Genomic DNA, 19418 nt, shown 5'->3' on the forward strand with positions numbered 1-19418 from the left:
GAAAGCGAGAGAACGCCAAGCATGGAACAATACCAAAAAAGAGTGCTGCTCGTGGACGGCATGGCGATTTTGTTCAGAGCCTACTTCGCCACCTCTTATACCGGATATATTCGCAAGACGAAGGCGGGACTGCCGACGAATGCGGTTCACGGCTTCGTCCAGTACTTTTTCGATGCGATCAAGACGTTCCGGCCGACGCATGTCGTCTGCTGCTGGGACATGGGCAGCTCCACCTTCCGGACCGAGCAGTTCGGCGCATACAAGGGCAACCGGCCGGAACCGCCGCTGGAGCTCATCCCGCAGTTCGACCTGGTCAAGGAAGTCGTCGCCGAGATGGGCGTCCTGAACGTAGGCATGCCCGGATACGAGGCCGACGACTGCATCGGGACGCTGGCCGCGGCGTTCGGCGCCGACGTCGAGGTATTCGTGCTCACCGGCGATCATGATCTGCTGCAGCTCGTATCGGACAATGTGAAGGTCGTCATTATGAAAAAAGGCAAGCTGAACTACGCGGTGTACGATCCGGACACGCTCCTGTCCGAGCGTCAGCTCACGCCTGCGCAGATCATCGATCTGAAGGCGTTCATGGGCGATACGAGCGACAACTATCCCGGCGTACCGGGCATCGGCGAGAAAACGGCGCTCAAGCTGCTGCTCGAATACCGCGATGTCGAAGGCGTGCTGGACAATCTCGACAAGCTGGCCAAGGGCGTGCGGGCTAAGATCGAGTCCAATCTCGAGCTGCTGCATCTGTCCCGCCGGCTCGCGACGATTCGGCTGGATGCGCCGATCGCCTGCACGCTGGACGAATGCGTCTGGGCGATTCGCCAGGAGTCTGCGGTCCGCAAGTTCGAGGAACTTGAATTCGGCGGTCTCGTGAAGCTGCTCGGTGTCGAGCCGGCGATGGCAGAGGCGCTGCTGCTCGCGCCGGAGGAGGACCCGTTCGGCGAGGATGTTGTGTTGCAGACGGAGCTTGAGCTCCCGGGATTCCGGGACAGACTTGCATAATCATTTTTTTGAACGATCGCCGGGGTGCGTACCCCGGCGTTTTTTATTAGCGGGTGCCGGACGCGCAGACGCAAATCACAAATAAGCACGATAGGTCAGCAAATCGGCGGGATAGTCGATTGTCCGCAAATGTGCAACCGCTTACTATATAAGTATCCGTCACAGAATAGAGGGTGCTTCTATATGACATTAAAAGCTAGCTTGATTGTCGACAAGGACTTCGTTGTCGGAGAGATCGACGAACGCATTTACGGCTCCTTTGTCGAGCATCTCGGCCGGGCCGTGTACAACGGCCTGTACGAGCCTGGTCATCCGTCGGCAGGCGAGGACGGTCTGCGCGAGGACGTCCTCGCGCTCGTGCGTGAGCTGCGGGTGCCGATCGTCCGGTACCCGGGAGGCAACTTCGTCTCCGGCTACAATTGGGAGGACACGGTAGGTCCGCGAGCAGAGCGCAAGCGCAGGCTCGAGCTGGCATGGAGAACGATCGAGACGAATGAATTCGGATTAAACGAGTTCGTCGATTGGACAAAAAAGGCGAATGCGGAAGTGATGATGGCGGTCAATCTCGGTACGCGCGGCATCGATGAAGCCCGGAATGTCGTCGAATACAGCAATCATCCCGGCGGCACGTACTGGAGCGATCTGCGGCGCAGCCACGGATACGAGCGTCCGCATCGGATCAAGACCTGGTGCCTGGGCAACGAGATGGACGGACCGTGGCAGATCGGGCACAAGACGGCGGCAGAGTACGGCCGCCTCGCCGTCGAGTCCGCCAAGGCGATGAAGTGGGTCGACTCTTCGATCGAACTCGTGGCCTGCGGCAGCTCGACGCTGCAGATGCCTACGTTTCCCGACTGGGAAGCGACGGTGCTGGATCATACGTACGAGCATGTGGAATATTTGTCGATGCACCAGTACTACGGCAACGCGGAGGACGACACGCCGACGTTCCTCGCCCGCTCGCTGCAGATGGACCAGTTCATCCATACGCTGATCGCTGTCTGCGATTATGCCAAGGCCAAGCAGCGCAGCAAGAAGACGATGCTGCTGTCCTTTGACGAATGGAATGTCTGGTATCACTCCCACGCCGCGGACGCAGCCCGCGACCCGTGGAGCATCGCGCCTCCGCAGCTGGAGGACGTATACACGCACGAGGACGCGCTTGTCGTCGGCTGCATGCTCATCAGCCTGATCAAGCGGGCCGACCGCGTCAAGATGGCTTGTCTCGCCCAGCTCGTGAACGTGATCGCCCCGATCATGACCGCTACGGGCGGCGGCGCATGGCGCCAGGCGATTTTTTATCCTTTCCAGCATGCGTCCACGTTCGGCCGGGGCCGCGCGCTCGTGCCGCTGGTCCGGTCGCCGAAGTACGACACGAAGGAGATCACCGACGTTCCGTATCTCGAGGCGGTGGCCGTCCACGATGAAGCGGCCGGGCAGGTGACGGTATTTGCCGTCAACCGGCATCTGGAGGAGGCGCTGCCGCTGGAGATCGATCTGCGCAGCTTCGGCGAATGCCGTGTGATCGAGCATCTGGTGCTGGAAAACGAAAATTTGAAGGCGGTCAATACGGAGCGCGATCCGGAGCGGGTGAAGCCGCATGCCGGCGGCGATGCGGCGGTCGACGGAGCGAAGGCTGCGGCGAGACTGGCCAAGGCGTCGTGGAACGTAATCCGTTTCTCGGTCAGCTGATAGTTATCTGTCGTCCGTATCGCCGAGCGGGTCCTCTCCCGGGTAATTCCGGGGCAGGTCTTCGTGAAGCTCGATGTTCTCGTAGCCCGCGTGCGTATCCTGGTCGATGCGCCACGGCTTCGCGCGGCCCAGCTTCAGGTTGGTGACGAGGCTGGCGCCGTACGGGCCTTCGGGAAATTCCTCGAGAAACAAGTCGTTGCGATGGGATTCGACCGTGCTCACATCCGTATCGGGACGGCGGTCTTCGGAGAGGAAGCGCGACAAAATAAGCCCTCCTTATGAATAACAGATGGGCTTATCATTTGCCTTCCCCGGTCAAATCATGCATGGGCCGCACATCCGGCAGCCTGATCGATCGGCATTTTCCAAGCGCGAATCAGTCGGTAAAGTGGACCTCTCCGAGCACAAGGCTCAGAAACTGGGACAGCTCCGCCGCTTGCTCTTCTTCGATACGGAATACGGACGCGATCACGCCGTCCTCCTCCAGATCGTCGTAGGCGAGCACGCCGCTTCGGCCGGATTGCATGTCGATGACGAGCTTTTTGCCGTAAAAGCGGTTGGTCGTGACGATGGCCAGATCGAAGCGGTTCAGTCCGGGCGAGACGAATGTCACGAATCGGGTCGACGTCTGCTCCGTGCTGTCCGAGAGAAAATCGAAGTCCTTCAGCTCCATGATGCACCTGCTCCTTTCGAGAGAGAGTTGTGTAAGTCAATTCTAATAAGGCGTCTCCTGATGCAAAAATTGCGGGCTGACAATCCGATCCTCATAGCTGCGGTGAAAGACAGGCGTCGTCGCGGGCGACAGCGGCGGGACAAGCCAGGACCATCTCCCGGTAACGTCCCGGCCCGCCTTTTCTTCATTGCGTTCGAAGACGCTGAACTGCTGCGCGGCGGTATGGTGATCGACGATTGTGACGCCGGCCCGCCGATACGAGTGCAGCACCGCGGCGTTGAGCTCGACGAGGGCGCGGTCCTTCCACAGCGTAATATTGGACGAGGTGTCGAGTCCCAGATTGGCGGCCACGAGCGGGAGCAGATTGTAGCGGCCTTCGTCCGCCAAATTGCGGGCGCCGATCTCCGTGCCCATGTACCAGCCGTTGAACGGAGCGGCGGTATAGCGGACGCCGCCGATCTCAAGGACCATATCGGAGATGACCGGCACGGCGTACCATTTGGCCGGGAAGCTGCCGAATATATCGTTGTCCGGATGAGACAGCGGAACTTCGAGCGCATGAGATGACGGAATCTCGAACAGCCGGGGCCGGCCGTCGCCGCGTTGAATGACCAGGGGCAGCAGATCGAACGGCGAGCCGCTTCCTTGCCAGCCGAGCCGCTCGCAAACCCGGGTGAACCGGACCGAGGACGGATCTCCGACGACGCCCTCCGGCCGCTCGTAGCCGGCGTAGCGGAGCAGCTGGTGGTTCCAGATCCGAAAGGTGCGCCCGGCGCGGCCCTCCTGCGGCAGGAGGGTGATTGCGGGGCGAATCTCGCCGGCGTTGGTGGCGAAGGCCAGATGTCGGAGCAGCGCGTGATACACGTCCTCCTCCGTCTCGGCTTCGCGTTCGTCAAATACGTGCATACGATTCCAGAACAGTCTGCCGATGCAGCGGTTGGCGTTGCGCCAGGCCATCCGTGCGCCGTGCCGCAGCTCTTCGTACGTATGCCTATAGGTTCCGGTGACGTCGATCTCTGCGAATGCCTCCTGCATGCGAGCCGAGAGAGCGGCCTCCTGCAGGTTCGTCTCTTCAGCGTATCGGGTCAGGAAGCTGGCGGCTTCGGAGCGGACCGCTTCCGTACCGGCGTCGCATGCAGGGATGCTTTTCATCGGATGCGCACCTCTCTCTTCGCGGCTGTGCCGTTTCGTTGAATTTACATTATCATACCGTCCATCCTGCCGCAAAAGTCGAATTTGTGAAGCATGATCGCGGTAAATACGCAATGCCTACTTGCCAAACCGTCCCCGATTTGATAATCTGAGTGCATACAAGTCGAACGGACGAGGAAGCACCTCACACGCCAAGCGCTGGCGGAGGTGCTTCCTTTTTTTATTGCCCTCTCCCATCCTTGGCCGACTTGGATAACAACCGGCAACGCGCCGGACATTCGAGGAGGAGAAGGGTATGAACATCGTGTTTTTGAATCGGCTGGAGATGGACGGCGGCTATCCGGCGGGACGGCAGGGACAAGTATTCATCGGCGAGGAAAACGGCAATTGGACCGCCGGCTGGCGTGAATCGTCCGACGGGGGCGAGACCGAACAGACAGTATGGTACGAGGGCACGAGCTGGGAGGAGCTGCTGTCCACGTTCCGCCATGGCGTGGCCGGCCGGATGAAGGAGGGCTATCGTCCGATGCTGGACGGCATGCTGGACGATACGCCGTTCTGGGAGCGCAAGCCTCAGCTTCAGGCGCTGCTCCAATGCTATGCGGACGGCCTCCCGGCCTCCGAGGAGGTGCTGGAGCGGCTGCGCCTGTGGCGCAGGACGAAGGCGGCCGAGGAGAAGCGGCCGGCGTATATGATCGCCACCAACCGCGAGCTGCAGGGGCTTGCCGTATTTTTGCCGCACACCGCTGCCGAGCTGCAGCAGGTGCCGGGCTTCGGCAAGCTCAAGGCCGACCGCTACGGCGGGGAGCTGGTCGCGCTGCTGGCGCAGACGGAGCGCAGCCATGCCTACCCGCTGGACTGGGTGTCGGCGGCAGTGTCGCCGCAGCAGTTCGCGGCGTGGACGTTCGCCCAGCGGGAAGACCGCTACGGCAAGAGCCTCGAGATGATCCGCGACAAGCGCAAGCTGCTGACCGGCATCCGCGAGGGCGGCTCGCTGGCGGAGCTGGCGGAGCGGATGAAGTGCGCGCGCAGGGAGCTGATCGCGCGCATCGAGCAGCTTGACGAAGAAGGCTACGACGTCTCGCCGCTGATCGACCGGGAGCTGTCCGCAGTGCCGGCCGAGGAGCGGGAGGAAGCCCTCAGCGCCATGGGCGAGCTTGGCGACCGCTTCCTCAAGCCGCTGCAGCAGCGTGTCTACGGAGGCGCTGCGGCTACCGAATATGCGGAGGCGGAGAGACAGTACGAGAAGCTGCGCATGCTTCGCATAAGCTTCCGTAGAAGTCGACAGATCGCCATTTAAGGGCAAATATCGCCGTAGGAGCGCGTTCACGGGGTTAAAGCGCCCTTTTGCCGCCGAACCGGACGTGTTATGATGCCATGGATATTTTGAATCGGCTCATCATGCGGGTTCGGCGAGGGGCGCTTGCACAGATGGAATTAAGCAAAAAAATGAAGCTCGGCCGTCTCACTTGGCCTATTATGATCGAGATGTTCCTGGCGTTTGCGATCGGCACGTCCGATACGCTGATGGTCAGCAGAATTTCGGACGACGCCGTTGCCGTCGTCGGGTTTTCCAATCAGTTTTTTAACGCCGTCATCGTCGTGTTCATGCTGGTGGCGAGCGGCGCGGGCATATTGATCGCGAACCGGCTGGGAGCCGGCGAGGCCTACGAGGCGCGCAAGCTGGCCATCGTATCGGTCGTCCTGACCGGGGCGATCGGATTGACCGTCAGCCTGCTGATGATCGTCGGGGCCAGCCAGATTGCGGGATGGCTCGGCATGCCGAGCGATATCAGGCCGCTGGCGCGCGACTATATGTCAATCGTGGGCGGCGGCATGATCTTCACGGCAATCGGCAATGCGCTGTCGACCGCAATCCGCAACACGGGCAACACGCGGTCCCCGATGTACATCGCGATCATGATGAACATCGTTCACATCTTCCTGAACGCAGTGTTTATTTTTGGTCTGTTCGGACTGCCGAAGTGGGGGCTGTTCGGCGTCGCGCTGTCTACGCTGTTCGTCCGCGCGACTTCGGTCGTATTGCTGTTCTATATATTCCGCTCGGCGTTCGGCGGCAAGATCGGCTTCGGCGAGCTCTTGCGCCCGGATTGGAGCAAGGCGAAGGAGATACTGCGCATCGGCTGGCCGCTCAGCATCAACGGCGGTTCCTGGCAGCTGTCCCAGCTGGCGATCACGGGCCTGATCGGCGTGATGGGCGCGCAGGAGCTGGCGGCGAGGACGTACATGAATACGATGGAGTCGTTCGCATTTACGATCGGCTGGTCGTATGCGATGGCCGTGCAGATTCTGATCGCGTATTTGTTCGGGCAGGGCCGGCTCAAGGAAGCGTACTATAGCGCATACCGCGCGATGGGCTTCGGCATGGCGTTCGTGATGGTCAACACGGGATTGATGCTCGTATTCCGCAAGCAGATCATTACCTTCTTCACCGCGGACCCGTGGATCGTCGATATGGCGATCGCGCTCCTGTGGCTGAATCTGGTCCTCCAGCCCGGCAAGATGCTGAACATGGCGCTCGGCCAATCAATCGTGGCGGTCGGCGACAGCCGGTACATGATGAAGATCTCGATACCGAGCCAATGGCTGGTATCGGTCGGCATCACCTATCTGCTCGGCATTCAGCTCGGCTGGGGGCTGTACGGCGTATACGCCGGCATGATCCTCGACGAGTACATCCGCGGGGCGGTGCTGTATCTCCGCTGGCGGCATCACCGGAGGCGGGGATTGTTCGCCGAGCGGGGACAATGTGCTGCGGGCGGTCCTGCGGCTGCGGCGAGCGGCCTGACGGTCTGATGGTCTTGACTTTCGATCCCCTGACATGCGACAAGGCGCTCCATGACCTCTGCGGCTGCAGAATGTCAGGAGCGCCTTGTCTTCATTATCGGGCATATGTCGTTCATAGCCATTCCTTCTTGCGGAAGATATAGAACATGCCGAAGCCCAGTCCGATCATAATGATCAGCAGCACGACGGAGCCGTACTCATCGTGCATGCCGGGAATGTAGTCGAAGTTCATCCCGTACACGCCGGTCAGGAATGTGAGCGGCATGAAAATCGTCGTCAGCGCGGTGAACACGCGCATGATCTCGTTGGCGCGGTTGGCGACGCTCGACTGATACGCTTCGCGCAAGTTGCCCATCAGATCGCGGTACGTTTCGAACGTTTCATAAATTTTGACGGCATTTTCGTGAATGTCGGTGAAGTACTTTTGCAGCTGGTGGTCGATGAGCCGCAGGTCGCGCTTGTTCAGCGTCGCGATCACGTCGCGCTGCGGGCCGAGCACCTTTTTGAGCCATAAAATCTCGCTTCGCAGGCCGATGATCTCGGTCAGATGGGACTTCTTGGTGTGCATCAGGATGTCTTCTTCGAGCTGCTCGATCCGGGCTTCGATCCGGTCGCCTACGGAAAAGTAGTTGTCGACGACGATATCGACGAGGTGGTACAGCAGTCTGTCGGCCGTATTGACCTCCTGCTCCCACAGGACCGGCTTGATGCTGCGGAGCTCGTTGATCTTCTGGCGGGTGACCGTGATGAGATAGTGGCGGCCGAGAAAAAGGTTCAGCGCGCGGAGGAAAATCTCTTCGTCGTCGAACCGGATGCTGTTGATGACCAGAAAATAATGGCTCTCGTACACTTCGAGCTTCGGGCGTTGTTCTTCCTCGGTCAGGCAGTCCTCGACGGCCAGGTCGTGAATGCCGAAAAGCGGCTGCAGCACCATCAGGTCTTCGACGTCGGCGTCGATCCAGTAGAAGCCTTCTTCAGGCGGCAACAAAGTATCGGTAATATTTTCAACAGGCGTGAATACGCCTTGACGGACCAGGCGGATCTTCATGGATATCGCTCCTTGTCATAATCGGCTTAAGCGCCGTCCGGCGCGCCTGGTTGAGGGCGCATGGAACGGCGCTGTCGTATTATGCAGGGCGGACATCCGCGCGCGAAGGGGATTACTCGGCAGAGCCGGGCAAGCGCGGAGCTTCGGTGGCGGACTCACGTCCTGCGGCATTCCGGCGTACGATGCAACTTGGCCCAGGATGATCTCCTTCCATGACCGGCTCCCCCCTTTCCTTCCCGCTGTGTCCGATGTTCGATCGGCATCGGGTATGCCCTGTCCGGGCACAATCCGTGTTAAGTATAATCCTCTGCATCAACCCTTTCAAGGACAATTTAACGCGGTTTTTCCTGACGCTTGACGGAGGCCGGACCGATCGGTTACATTAGGATTAGTTTAACCCGATACAACCGAATAGTTTTGCCCATCTTATCAAGAGCAGGCGGAGGGACTAGCCCGATGAAGCCCGGCAACCGGCGTAGCTACGCACGGTGCTAATTCTTGCGAAGACGTTCGATTCAGGACGTTTCTGGGAGATGAGAGAGGCGATCGCGTACCGTTTGTTTACGACGACCCCTTTCTGACGAGAGCGGGTCTTTTGTTTTGCCTATAGATCTGTTGAACAGGAGTGATCAGTATGCCGATCAAGGTTCCCGACAGCCTCCCCGCCAAGGAGGTGCTGGCCGGAGAGAACATATTCGTCATGGATGAGAGCGTCGCCTACCATCAGGATATTCGCCCGCTGCGAATTGCGATCCTGAACCTGATGCCGACCAAGGAGACGACCGAGACCCAGCTGCTGCGGCTCGTCGGCAACACGCCGCTCCAGGTGGAGGTCGTGCTGCTTCATCCGAAAACCCATACCTCCAAAAACACCTCGTCCGAGCATCTGGAGAGCTTTTACAAGACGTTCGACGAGATCTCCCACCAGCGGTACGACGGTCTCATCATCACGGGAGCGCCGGTCGAGACGCTGCCGTTCGAGGAGGTCAACTACTGGGAAGAACTCAAGGACATTATGGACTGGAGCGCCAAGTACGTCACCTCGACGTTCCATATCTGTTGGGCGGCCCAAGCCGGTCTGTACCACCACTTCGGGGTGCCGAAGGTGGAGCTGGATAGCAAGCTGTTCGGCGTGTTCCCGCACACGCTCGCCAAGCGCAACGTGCCGCTGCTGCGCGGGTTCGACGAGATGTTCTACGTGCCGCAGTCGCGCCATACGGAGGTTCGCCGCGAGGATATCGACAAGGTGCAGCAGCTTGAAGTGTTGGCCGAATCGGAGGAAGCGGGCGTATACATCGTCGCTTCGCGGGGCGGCAAGCAGATTTTCGTGACGGGCCATTCCGAATACGATCCGAATTCGCTCAAATGGGAATACGACCGCGACAAAGCGAAAGGGCTGCGGATCGACGTGCCGAAAAATTATTTTCCGCAGGACGATCCGTCCAAAATGCCGGTGTCGACCTGGCGCGCGCATGCGAACCTGCTGTACTCCAACTGGCTGAACTACTATGTGTATCAGGAGACGCCCTATGACCTGGGGGCAGGCATATGAAGCAACGGGCTCGAACCGAACTGGAATCCCGGGAATCTAATCCAAGATGGAGGAATCGCTTCTCATGAAAATCGAAAGCCGCCTTGCCCAGATCGGCTCGCAGGAAGATCCCGCGACCGGCGCCGTCAGCTACCCGATCTACCAGTCGACCGCCTTCCGCCATCCAAGGCTCGGACAGAGCACGGGCTTCGACTATTCCCGTACCAAAAGTCCGACCAGAGCGGTGCTTGAGGAGGCGTTCGCGCAGCTTGAGAGCGGCGATCGCGGCTTCGCATGCAGCTCCGGCATGGCCGCGCTCCAGACGATCTTCGCGCTGTTCAAGCAAGGCGATCACCTGATCGTCTCGCTCGATCTGTACGGCGGCACGTATCGCCTGCTGGAGCGCATTATGTCCCGCTTCGGCGTGACCGCCTCCTATGTCGACACGAACGATCTCGACGCGCTCGAGTCGCTGCGCACCCCGGCTACCCGCGCCGTGCTGATCGAGACGCCGACCAATCCGCTCATGATGATCACCGATATCGCGGCGGTCGCCGCCTGGGCGAAGGTTCACGGCCTGCTGACGATCGTCGACAATACGCTGATGACGCCGTTCCTCCAGCGCCCGATCGAGCTCGGCGCCGACATCGTCACCCATAGCGCCACCAAGTATCTGGGCGGACACAACGACGTGCTGGCCGGGCTGATCGTCACGAAGGGACAAGCCTTGTCCGACGAGATCGCGTTCCTCCACAATTCCATCGGCGCCGTGCTCGGACCCCAGGATTCCTGGCTGCTGATGCGGGGCATGAAGACGCTCGCGCTGCGGATGGAGCGGCACGAGTACAACTCGGTCCAACTGGCGGAGTGGCTGGCGGCGCATCCGGCGGTCGAATCCGTGTATCATCCCGTGCTGCCGGACCATCCGGGACACGATGTCCAGAAGCGCCAGGCTTCGGGCAGCACCGGCATTTTCTCCTTCCGCATGAAGGACGCGCGCACGGTCGAGCCGATCCTGCGCCATCTGCGCCTGATCGCGTTCGCGGAGAGCCTCGGCGGCGTCGAGTCGCTGCTCACGTATCCGGCCGTGCAGACGCATGCCGACATCCCCGAGGAGATCCGCAGGAAAATAGGCGTGGACGACCGTCTGCTGCGCTTCTCCGTCGGCATCGAGCATATCGACGACTTGATCGCGGATCTTGGCCAGGCGATCGATGCGGCCGTCGCCGAGATCGGAGGCGCGGGCGTATGACACAGCCGAACGACCGCCATGCGGCGGACCGCGAATTCGCCACCAAGCTGATTCACTTCGGCACCGAGATCGACGCGGCGACCGGCGCTTCGAGCGTGCCGATCTATCAGGCGTCGACGTTCCACCACTTCGACCTGGAGCAGCCGCCCAAGCACGACTACAGCCGCTCCGGCAATCCGACGCGCGAGGCGCTGGAGTCGTATATCGCCCTGCTCGAGGGCGGGGCGCGCGGCTTCGCCTTCTCCTCCGGCATGTCGGCGATCTCGACCGCGTTTCTGCTGCTGTCGGCGGGCGATCACGTCATCGTCACCGAGGATGTGTACGGCGGCACGTATCGCCTGCTCACGACGGTGCTGAACCGGCTGGCGATCGAGTCCACGTTCGTCGACATGACCGACTTCGAGCAGGTCGTCGCGGCGCGCAGGCCGAACACCAGAGCGGTGTTCATGGAGACGCCGTCCAACCCGACGCTCAAGATTACCGACATCGGGCGGATCGCCGCCTGGGCCAGGGAACAAGAGCTGATCTCGATGCTCGACAACACGTTCATGACGCCGTACCATCAGCGTCCGATCGAGCTTGGCGTCGATCTGGTCATACACAGCGCGACCAAGTTTCTGGGCGGCCACAGCGACGTGCTGGCAGGCCTCGTCGTCACTGCGGACGAAGAGCTCGGCCGCCGGGTCAAGGCGCTGCAGAACGGGCTCGGCACGGTGCTGGGCACGCAGGAGTGCTGGCTGCTCATGCGCGGGATGAAGACGCTGCAGGTGCGCATGGAGGCCAGCGAGCGGAGCGCGCTCAAGCTGGCGCAGTGGCTGAGCGGACATCCGGGCGTCGCCCGCGTCTACTATCCTGGGCTCGAAGGCCATCCGGGCAAGGAGATTCACGAACGTCAGTCCAAGGGCTACGGCGCCGTCGTCTCGTTCGATGCGGGCAGCGGGGAGCGGGCCAAGCGGCTGCTCGGCAAGGTGCGAATCCCGCTCGTCGCGGTCAGTCTGGGCGCGGTGGAGAGCATCCTGTCCTACCCGGCGATGATGTCGCATGCCGCGATGCCGCCCGAGGTGCGGACCGCTCGCGGCATTTCCGACGGACTCGTCCGCTACTCGGTCGGCCTCGAGGATATCGACGATCTCATCCGGGATTTGGAGCAGGCGCTCGCGGACTGAGACGATTCCTCACGAAAATACAAGCTTCGTCATAAATCGACTTTTCTGCATATCCAATACGTGGTAGAATAAGACCATTCGACAAGACAAGGCAGGCGAAGACCGTTGACCGCTTCATGGCTGCTTGAGAGATTGAAGACGATTGCCAAGGCTTTTCTTCCGGCCAGCCGGCTGAACGTCTTCCCGCCGGATTTTACGATCCGGCGGCCGATCGTGTCTCTCCTGCGGCGGCGGCTCGACCGGGGCGAAGCCTGCTTTTTGGCATTGTACCGCTGGGAGAGCAAGGCTCCCCAAGAGCACCGCGGACACAGCCGCGAGGAAGAGGAGCGGCTGTCCGTCGCCAGCAGGCGGCAGCTGGCCACACTCGCCCGCGAACAGTTCGGCGCCGAGGAGCTGATCGGCGTCGATCGGCTGGGCCCGCAGGAGTTCGCCGTCCTGCTCGGCGCGCCGTCCGATCCCGACGAATCGTTCGTACCGGCCGTGCTGTTCCGCCGGCTGGAGCTGCTCAGGCATGCGCTGGAGGGCGGCGTCGCGTCGGCCTGGCCGGACGTCGCCGGTCACTGGCAGCTCACGGGCACGTATGTCCCGGTATCGCAGAATTCCTGGGACAGGCACACGGACGCGTCCGAAGTGCTCAAGGAGACGTTCGATTTTGCGCTGGCGCTGGCGACGAGGGCGGTCACTCCGCAGGTGATCGAAGCGCGCAGGCAGCTGGACGAGATTTTGGCCGAAGGCCGGATCTCCGTGCTGGCCCAGCCGATCATGAATCTCAGGAGCGGCGACATCTACGGGTGGGAGATTCTGACCCGGGGGCCGGCCGCGAGCGTGTTCCATATGCCCGACGAGCTGTTCCGGTTCGCGGGACAGAGCAAGCAGCTCAGCAGGCTGGAATTCATCATCGTGCGCCATGCGCTGGACGAGATTGCGGCCCGGCGCATCCGCGAGCCGATATTTCTGAACGTCACGCCCGTGACGCTCGCGCATCCGCTGTTCCTGACCCACCTGGAGCAGTGTCTGGGGCGGCATCCCGTCCTGTCTCCCGAGCAGATCGTGCTCGAGATTACGGAGCGCCACGAGATTCACGATCTCGGCGAGATGCACGGCATATTGGGACGTTTCCGGGAAAAGGGATTCAGATTCGCGATCGACGACGCGGGCTCCGGCTATTCGAGTCTGCAGTGGATCGGCGAGCTGATGCCCGAGCTGATCAAGATCGACCGCTCCGTCATTCAATTCGTGGACCGGTTCAAGGTCAAGGAGAGTCTGCTGCGGGCGATCGTGACCGCGGCCGGGGAGATGAGCTGCGAGGTCGTAGCCGAAGGCGTCGAGCGCGAAGAAGAGGCCGATGTGCTGTTCAGGCTGAATGTGGGCATGGGTCAGGGCTACTATTTTGCAAGGCCCAAGCCGCTTATGCACGAGCATGAGCGCGGCATTTTCGATGAGATGAAGGAACGGATACAGATTCGGCGCGGCCTGGTTGCTTCCTGACTAATGGATTGCGTCGTCATTTCTGACTGCCCCGTGATTGTCCGATCGCTTCACAGCCGCCTGGTTGCTTCCTGATGGCAGGAAGCTTCTTTTTATCGCCATGAATCGTGATTTATTTCACAAAGAAATGCATGACATTGCCGTCGATCTTCGTTAAAATAGAGCATAGTGAAGGAGGCTTGAACGATGAGTGCGGTGGATGGAATATTGACGCGCGCGCTGCAGGGCCAGCGCTTGGAATTGGAAGATGTCGTCAGGCTGTTCGAATCGGACGAGATTGAGAAAATGGGAGCGGCCGCGAACGAGCTGATGATGCGGCGCCATCCCGAGCCGATCACGACGTTCGTCGTCGGACGCAACGTGAATTATACGAATATTTGCGACGTGTACTGCCGGTTCTGCGCATTCTATCGCCAGCCGGGGTCCAGCGAGGGCTACGTGCTGCCGGACGAATTGATCCTGCAGAAGATTCAGGAGACCGTCGACGTCGGCGGCACCGAGATTCTCATGCAGGGCGGCACGAATCCGAACCTGAAGTTCGGCTATTATCTCGATCTGCTGCGCAAGATCAAGGCGAGGTTCCCGGACATCACGATGCATTCCTTCTCCCCTGCGGAGATTCACAAGATGAAGGAAGTGTCAGACGGACTGTCGCTCGAAGAGGTCATCCGCCAGATTCATGAAGCCGGACTCGACTCGCTGCCGGGCGGCGGCGCGGAGATTCTGGACGACCGCACGCGGCGCAAGATCAGCCGGCTCAAGGGCTCCTGGCGCGATTGGATGGACGTCATGACGACCGCGCACAAGCTCGGCATGAACACGACGGCGACGATGGTCATCGGCTTCGGAGAATCGATGGAGGAGCGGGCGCTGCATTTGCTGCGCGTGCGCGAAGCGCAGGACGAATGCCTGACCAACGGGTATCCGTCCAAGGGCTTCCTGGCGTTCATCCCGTGGACGTTCCAGCCGGACAACACGAACATGAAGCGCGAGAAGGCAACGCCTGAGGAGTATCTCAAGACGCTGGCGATCAGCCGCATCGCGCTCGACAACATCGACAACTTCCAATCGTCGTGGGTGACGATGGGGCCGGAGATCGGCAAGCTGTCGCTCACCTACGGCTGCAACGACTTCGGCAGCACGATGATGGAGGAGAACGTAGTCTCCGCCGCCGGGACGACGCACAAGGTCAACATCGAACTCATCCTGAAGCTGATCCGCGAGGCGGGCAAGATTCCTGCGCAGCGCAACACGCGGTACGAGATATTGAAGGTGTACAACGAGGACGAGAGCGTGGCGCGCGACTTTATTATGCAGAATTAATAATTTGTGGAACGCTCATTCAGATGGCCCCGCGGGGCGGCTGGATGGGCGTTTTTGTAGTGAAGGCGATCGCCGGACTCACGCGCCCGTGCGCCAGATCGCCTCTCGTAGTGAAGGCGATCGCCCGACTCATGCGCCCGAGCGACGGATCGCCTCTCGTAGTGAAGGCGATCGCCGGACTCACGCGCCCGAGCGACGGATCGCCTCTCGTAGTGAAGGCGATCGCCGGACCCACGCGTCCGAGCGCCGGATCGCCTCTCGTAGTGAAGGCGATCGCCGGACTCACGTGTCCGAGCGCCAGATCGCCTCTCGTAGTGAAGGCGATCGCCCGACTCACGTGTCCAAGCGCCGGATCGCCTCTCGTAGTGAAGGCGATCGCCCGACCCGTGCGCCCGAGCGCCGGATCGCCTCTCGTAGTGAAGGCGATCGCCGGACTCACGCGTCCGAGCACCGGATCGCCTCTCGTAGTGAAGGCGATCGCCCGACCCACGCGTCCGAGCGCCGGATCGCCTCTCGTAGTGAAGGCGATCGCCCGACCCACGCGTCCGAGCGCCGGATCGCCTCTCGTAGTGAAGGCGATCGCCGGACCCGTGCGCCCGAGTGCCGGATCGCCTCTCGTAATGTAGGCGATCGCTCGACTCACGCGCCCGTGCGCCGGATCGCCTCTCGTAGTGAAGGCGATCGCCCGACTCACGTGTCCAAGCGCCGGATCGCCTCTCGTAGTGAAGGCGATCGCCCGGACTCACGCGTCCGAGCGCCGGATCGCCTCTCGTAGTGAAGGCGATTGCCTGACCCACGCGTCCGAGCGCCGGATCGCCTCTCGTAGTGAGCGCGATCGCCAAATCCTGGCCCTCCCGCCGCAGCCGCTTTTTTCCAATCGCAAATTAATAAAATATACCACTCCCCGCAAGCGATCGTATATCCCGATTCCGGTCACCATATAGCTTAAGAACAGGATGCCGGGGGTGAGCCGATGGAGAGGGAGCAATGGTGCGTCAGATTGTATGGAAACCTGGAGATGCGGACCCAACTGCAAAAGATGATGAACGATGCCTTCGAGGGGCTGGCAGACAGTGCGGGGCAAGGACCGTGGCAGCTCGCTGAGCGCGGCGATGCCATCGTGTGCCGGCTTGATATCACGGCCGGACGAAGGGAATTCTGCGACAAAACCGGCATGGTGCTGGCCGAATTCGTGCTGTCCGTCAAGGAGCCGCACATGCTCGAGAAGCTCATGCAGAGCAAGCTGGGGACGCGCGACGTCAAAGAAATCCGGACCGGCATGAAGGAAGCGATCATCCTGCTCAATGGGGATCTTCCCGAAGGGGAGACCATCGTCTCGGAAGGAGAGACCGGCGCGGGCAGGAAGCTTAGACTCGGCAGGATGGGGATGAAGCTGGGCGAATATTTGTGGGAGAAGAGCTCCGTGCATCTCGACGGCTTCATCCGGTTCAGAATGCGGGAATATGCTGAGGAGCTCAAGGACGCCGCCGAATCGGCAGCCTGCGAGATGCTGATGGACCGGCAATATCAGGAGTTCATGCGGCTGCTGCAAACGATGGTCAAGGGCCAGGAGACCGGCCTGCCGGCCATTCATGTGCTGCACGGCGGTGGGCAGAGCCCGACGCTGCTGGACGAGAAGCTGCGCCCGCTTCACGACGAGCAGGCCGCGGAGCCGATGCTGCAGGCTGCCACCGACCAGCAGGACCGCGAGAGCCTGCTCGTGACCCGCCTGCTGGCGGCCAGTCCGCGCCGGCTGTACATTCATACGAACGAGCCCGACGCGCAGGTGGTGCGCACATTGATGGGCATTTTCGGCGAGCGGGCCGCCATCTGCGACGATCCGGTGCTCCGCTAGCATCGCGGCAGCTCTGTGTCGACGGCGTTCGCGACCTTGACGGCTTCGCGTACAAGCGCGTATAATTTAACGTATCGGCTGCGAGAAAGACAGCGGCGCTGCAACGGACGGTCCAGAGAGAGGAACCATGAGGCTGCAAGTTCCTTCCGGCAACGGCAAGCGTCGACCCCTTTCGAGCCGCAGGGCCGAACACGATTCGCGCATTTCCCTTCATCGCATATTCGCATCGCGAACATGACATCCGGGGACACGCCGCATCGCCATTAAGTCCTGCCGGGTCATGACCGTTACTCATGCCTAGAGAATCGCCAGCAGCCCGCCCATTGCGGACGGTGGCGGTTGAACGAGGGTGGAACCACGGACGCCATAGACAGGCGCTCGTCCCTTACCGGGGACGGGCGCTTTTTTGCGTTGCTTGGTCCCCATACGCCAATTCCATGCTGCCTAAGGAGGCCAACGCAATGACTGTACAGATCAAGCTGCCCGACGGAGCGGTCCGGGAATACGAGGACGGCGCGAACATCGCCGACGTCGCGGGCTCCATCAGCCCGGGGCTCAAGAAAAATGCCGTAGCCGGCAAGCTGAACGGCAAAGTGGTCGACCTGAACGCCGAGCTGACGCCGGATGCCAAGGTTGAGATCGTCACGCTCGAATCCGCCGACGGGCTCGAAGTGATGCGCCACAGCACGGCGCACTTGATGGCGCAGGCGATCAAGCGCATTTACGGCGATACGGCCGTGAAGCTGGGCATCGGCCCGGTCATCGAGGACGGATTTTATTACGATATCGATATGGAGCAGTCCATCACGCCGGACGATCTGGCGAAGATCGAAGCGGAGATGGAGAAGATCGTCAAGGAGGATCTGCCGATCTCCCGGCGCGTCGTGAGCCGCGAGGAAGCGCTCCGCATCTACACCGAGCTGGGCGATCCGCTCAAGCTGGACCTCATCAACGGCTTGCCGGAGGACGCCGAGATTACGATTTACGATCAGGGCGAATTTTTTGACCTGTGCCGCGGTCCTCATCTGCCGTCGACCGGGCGCATCAAGTCGTTCAAGCTGCTGAGCGTGGCCGGCGCATACTGGCGCGGCGACAGCAAGAACAAGATGCTGCAGCGCATTTACGGCACCGCCTTCGCGAAGAAGGCGCAGCTTGACGAGCATCTTCACTTCCTCGAGGAAGCGAAGAAGCGCGACCACCGCAAGCTCGGCAAGGAGCTCGGCATGTTTACCTTTTCCCGCGAGGTAGGTCAAGGTCTGCCGCTGTGGCTGCCCAACGGCGCGAAGGTGCGCCAGATGCTCGAGCGCTACATCGTCGATCTGGAGGAGAAGCTCGGCTACCAGCATGTCTATACGCCGGTGCTCGCCAACGTCGATCTGTACAAAATCTCGGGCCACTGGGAGCATTACCAGGAGGACATGTTCCCGCCGATGCAGATGGACAACGAGGAGCTCGTCCTCCGTCCGATGAACTGTCCGCATCATATGATGGTGTACAAGAGCGAGATGCGCAGCTACCGCGATCTGCCGATCCGGATCGCCGAGCTCGGCACGATGCACCGCTACGAGATGTCCGGCGCGCTGACGGGCCTGCACCGCGTGCGCGCGATGACGCTGAACGACTCGCATATTTTCTGTCGTCTGGACCAGATCAAGGACGAGTTCAAGCGCGTCGTGCAGCTCATCCAGCGCGTGTACGAGGACTTCGGGCTCAAGGAGTATCGCTTCCGTCTGTCCTACCGCGATCCGGCGGACAAGGAGAAGTACTGGCCGGACGACAACATGTGGGAGACGACCCAGCGCATGCTGCGCGAAGTCGTAGACGAGCTGGGCCTGCCGTACTTCGAGGCCGAAGGCGAAGCGGCGTTCTACGGGCCTAAGCTCGACGTGCAGGTGAAGACGGCACTCGGCAAGGAAGAGACGCTGTCGACCGCGCAGATCGACGTGCTGCTGCCGGACCGCTTCGAGCTCGAGTATGTGGGCGACGACGGCAAAAAGCATCGCCCTGTCGTCATTCACCGCGGCATCATCAGCACGATGGAACGCATGACCGCGTTCCTGCTCGAGAACTTCGCCGGCGCGCTGCCGGTGTGGCTGTGCCCGGTGCAGGCGAAGATTCTGCCGGTCAGCCAGGCGTTCGAAGGCTATGCGCGCGAGCTGGAGGACAAGATCCGCGAAGCCGGCGTGCGCGTCGTAGCCGACCTGCGCAATGAGAAGCTCGGCTACAAGATCCGCGAGGCGCAGCTGGAGAAGGTGCCGTACATGCTCGTCGTCGGCGAGAATGAAGCCGCAGCCGGCACGGTATCCGTCCGCCGCCGCGGCGAGGGCGACATCGGCGCCGAGCCGATCGACGCATTCATCGCTCGGATCAAGGGCGACATCGACAGCAAGCGCACCGACTGACAGCGCGGCGGATTCCGCGC

The 19418-nt window shown here is 61.2% G+C and carries 16 protein-coding genes and 1 riboswitch; of the genes, 12 read left to right on the forward strand and 4 right to left on the reverse strand.

Annotation, left to right across the window (positions count from 1 at the left end):
- The first annotated feature begins 21 nt into the window (after nt 1–21).
- Both VQ071_RS21205 and arfA read left to right on the forward strand, forming a co-directional pair.
- Nucleotides 22–1008: a 5'-3' exonuclease gene (locus VQ071_RS21205; RefSeq protein WP_340516236.1), complete on the forward strand. Its 987-nt coding sequence runs from the start codon at nt 22–24 to the stop codon at nt 1006–1008.
- 183 nt (nt 1009–1191) lie between these two features.
- Nucleotides 1192–2700, forward strand: coding sequence for an arabinosylfuranosidase ArfA (gene arfA, locus VQ071_RS21210; RefSeq protein WP_340516237.1), 1509 nt, complete (start codon nt 1192–1194; stop codon nt 2698–2700).
- Between the two features lie 3 nt (nt 2701–2703).
- Here arfA and VQ071_RS21215 read toward each other — a convergent pair whose 3' ends face one another.
- The 3 genes from VQ071_RS21215 to VQ071_RS21225 all read right to left on the reverse strand — a co-directional run bounded on the left by VQ071_RS21215 (nt 2704) and on the right by VQ071_RS21225 (nt 4525).
- Nucleotides 2704–2964, reverse strand: a complete 261-nt coding sequence (locus VQ071_RS21215; protein ID WP_340516238.1) for a hypothetical protein — start codon at nt 2962–2964, stop codon at nt 2704–2706.
- A gap of 112 nt (nt 2965–3076) precedes the next feature.
- A complete protein-coding gene (locus tag VQ071_RS21220; protein ID WP_340516239.1) occupies nt 3077–3373 on the reverse strand; it encodes a DUF3055 domain-containing protein in 297 nt (98 codons plus the stop codon).
- Between the two features lie 42 nt (nt 3374–3415).
- Nucleotides 3416–4525: a nitric oxide synthase oxygenase gene (locus VQ071_RS21225; protein WP_340516240.1), complete on the reverse strand. Its 1110-nt coding sequence runs from the start codon at nt 4523–4525 to the stop codon at nt 3416–3418.
- Nucleotides 4526–4820: 295 nt separating this feature from the next.
- On the opposite strand from VQ071_RS21225, the gene VQ071_RS21230 reads away from it, so the two are divergent.
- The gene (locus VQ071_RS21230; protein WP_340516241.1) at nt 4821–5825 is read left to right on the forward strand and encodes an HRDC domain-containing protein; all 1005 of its coding nucleotides are present in this window, start codon (nt 4821–4823) and stop codon (nt 5823–5825) included.
- A 131-nt stretch (nt 5826–5956) separates the two neighbouring features.
- Entirely contained in the window at nt 5957–7342 is a 1386-nt protein-coding gene (locus VQ071_RS21235) for an MATE family efflux transporter (protein WP_340516242.1), read from the forward strand.
- Between the two features lie 103 nt (nt 7343–7445).
- On the opposite strand, the gene corA is transcribed toward VQ071_RS21235, so the two are convergent.
- Nucleotides 7446–8381, reverse strand: coding sequence for a magnesium/cobalt transporter CorA (corA, locus tag VQ071_RS21240; RefSeq protein WP_340516243.1), 936 nt, complete (start codon nt 8379–8381; stop codon nt 7446–7448).
- 423 nt (nt 8382–8804) lie between these two features.
- Nucleotides 8805–8921: riboswitch (SAM riboswitch) on the forward strand.
- Between the two features lie 94 nt (nt 8922–9015).
- Here corA and metA point away from each other — a divergent pair.
- The 8 genes from metA to thrS all read left to right on the forward strand — a co-directional run bounded on the left by metA (nt 9016) and on the right by thrS (nt 19398).
- The gene (gene metA / locus VQ071_RS21245; RefSeq protein WP_340516244.1) at nt 9016–9933 is read left to right on the forward strand and encodes a homoserine O-acetyltransferase MetA; all 918 of its coding nucleotides are present in this window, start codon (nt 9016–9018) and stop codon (nt 9931–9933) included.
- Between the two features lie 64 nt (nt 9934–9997).
- The gene (locus VQ071_RS21250; protein WP_340516245.1) at nt 9998–11164 is read left to right on the forward strand and encodes a PLP-dependent transferase; all 1167 of its coding nucleotides are present in this window, start codon (nt 9998–10000) and stop codon (nt 11162–11164) included.
- On the forward strand, nt 11161–12330 hold the full coding sequence (locus VQ071_RS21255; RefSeq protein ID WP_340516246.1) for a trans-sulfuration enzyme family protein: 1170 nt from the start codon (nt 11161–11163) through the stop codon (nt 12328–12330). Before VQ071_RS21250 ends, VQ071_RS21255 begins: the two co-directional genes overlap by 4 nt.
- Before the next feature lie 105 nt (nt 12331–12435).
- Nucleotides 12436–13818, forward strand: coding sequence for an EAL domain-containing protein (locus VQ071_RS21260; RefSeq protein ID WP_340516247.1), 1383 nt, complete (start codon nt 12436–12438; stop codon nt 13816–13818).
- A 186-nt stretch (nt 13819–14004) separates the two neighbouring features.
- Nucleotides 14005–15141: a cyclic dehypoxanthinyl futalosine synthase gene (mqnC, locus tag VQ071_RS21265; protein WP_340516248.1), complete on the forward strand. Its 1137-nt coding sequence runs from the start codon at nt 14005–14007 to the stop codon at nt 15139–15141.
- A 4-nt stretch (nt 15142–15145) separates the two neighbouring features.
- Nucleotides 15146–15916, forward strand: coding sequence for a hypothetical protein (locus VQ071_RS21270; protein ID WP_340516249.1), 771 nt, complete (start codon nt 15146–15148; stop codon nt 15914–15916).
- A gap of 198 nt (nt 15917–16114) precedes the next feature.
- Nucleotides 16115–16996 (forward strand): putative sporulation protein YtxC, encoded by an 882-nt coding sequence (locus VQ071_RS21275; RefSeq protein WP_340516250.1) that lies wholly within the window; start codon nt 16115–16117, stop codon nt 16994–16996.
- Nucleotides 16997–17457: 461 nt separating this feature from the next.
- Entirely contained in the window at nt 17458–19398 is a 1941-nt protein-coding gene (thrS, locus tag VQ071_RS21280; RefSeq protein WP_340516251.1) for a threonine--tRNA ligase, read from the forward strand.
- Nucleotides 19399–19418: the final 20 nt, after the last annotated feature.

The sequence above is a fragment of the Cohnella sp. 56 genome (assembly GCF_037963805.1).
Taxonomy (GTDB): domain Bacteria; phylum Bacillota; class Bacilli; order Paenibacillales; family Paenibacillaceae; genus Cohnella.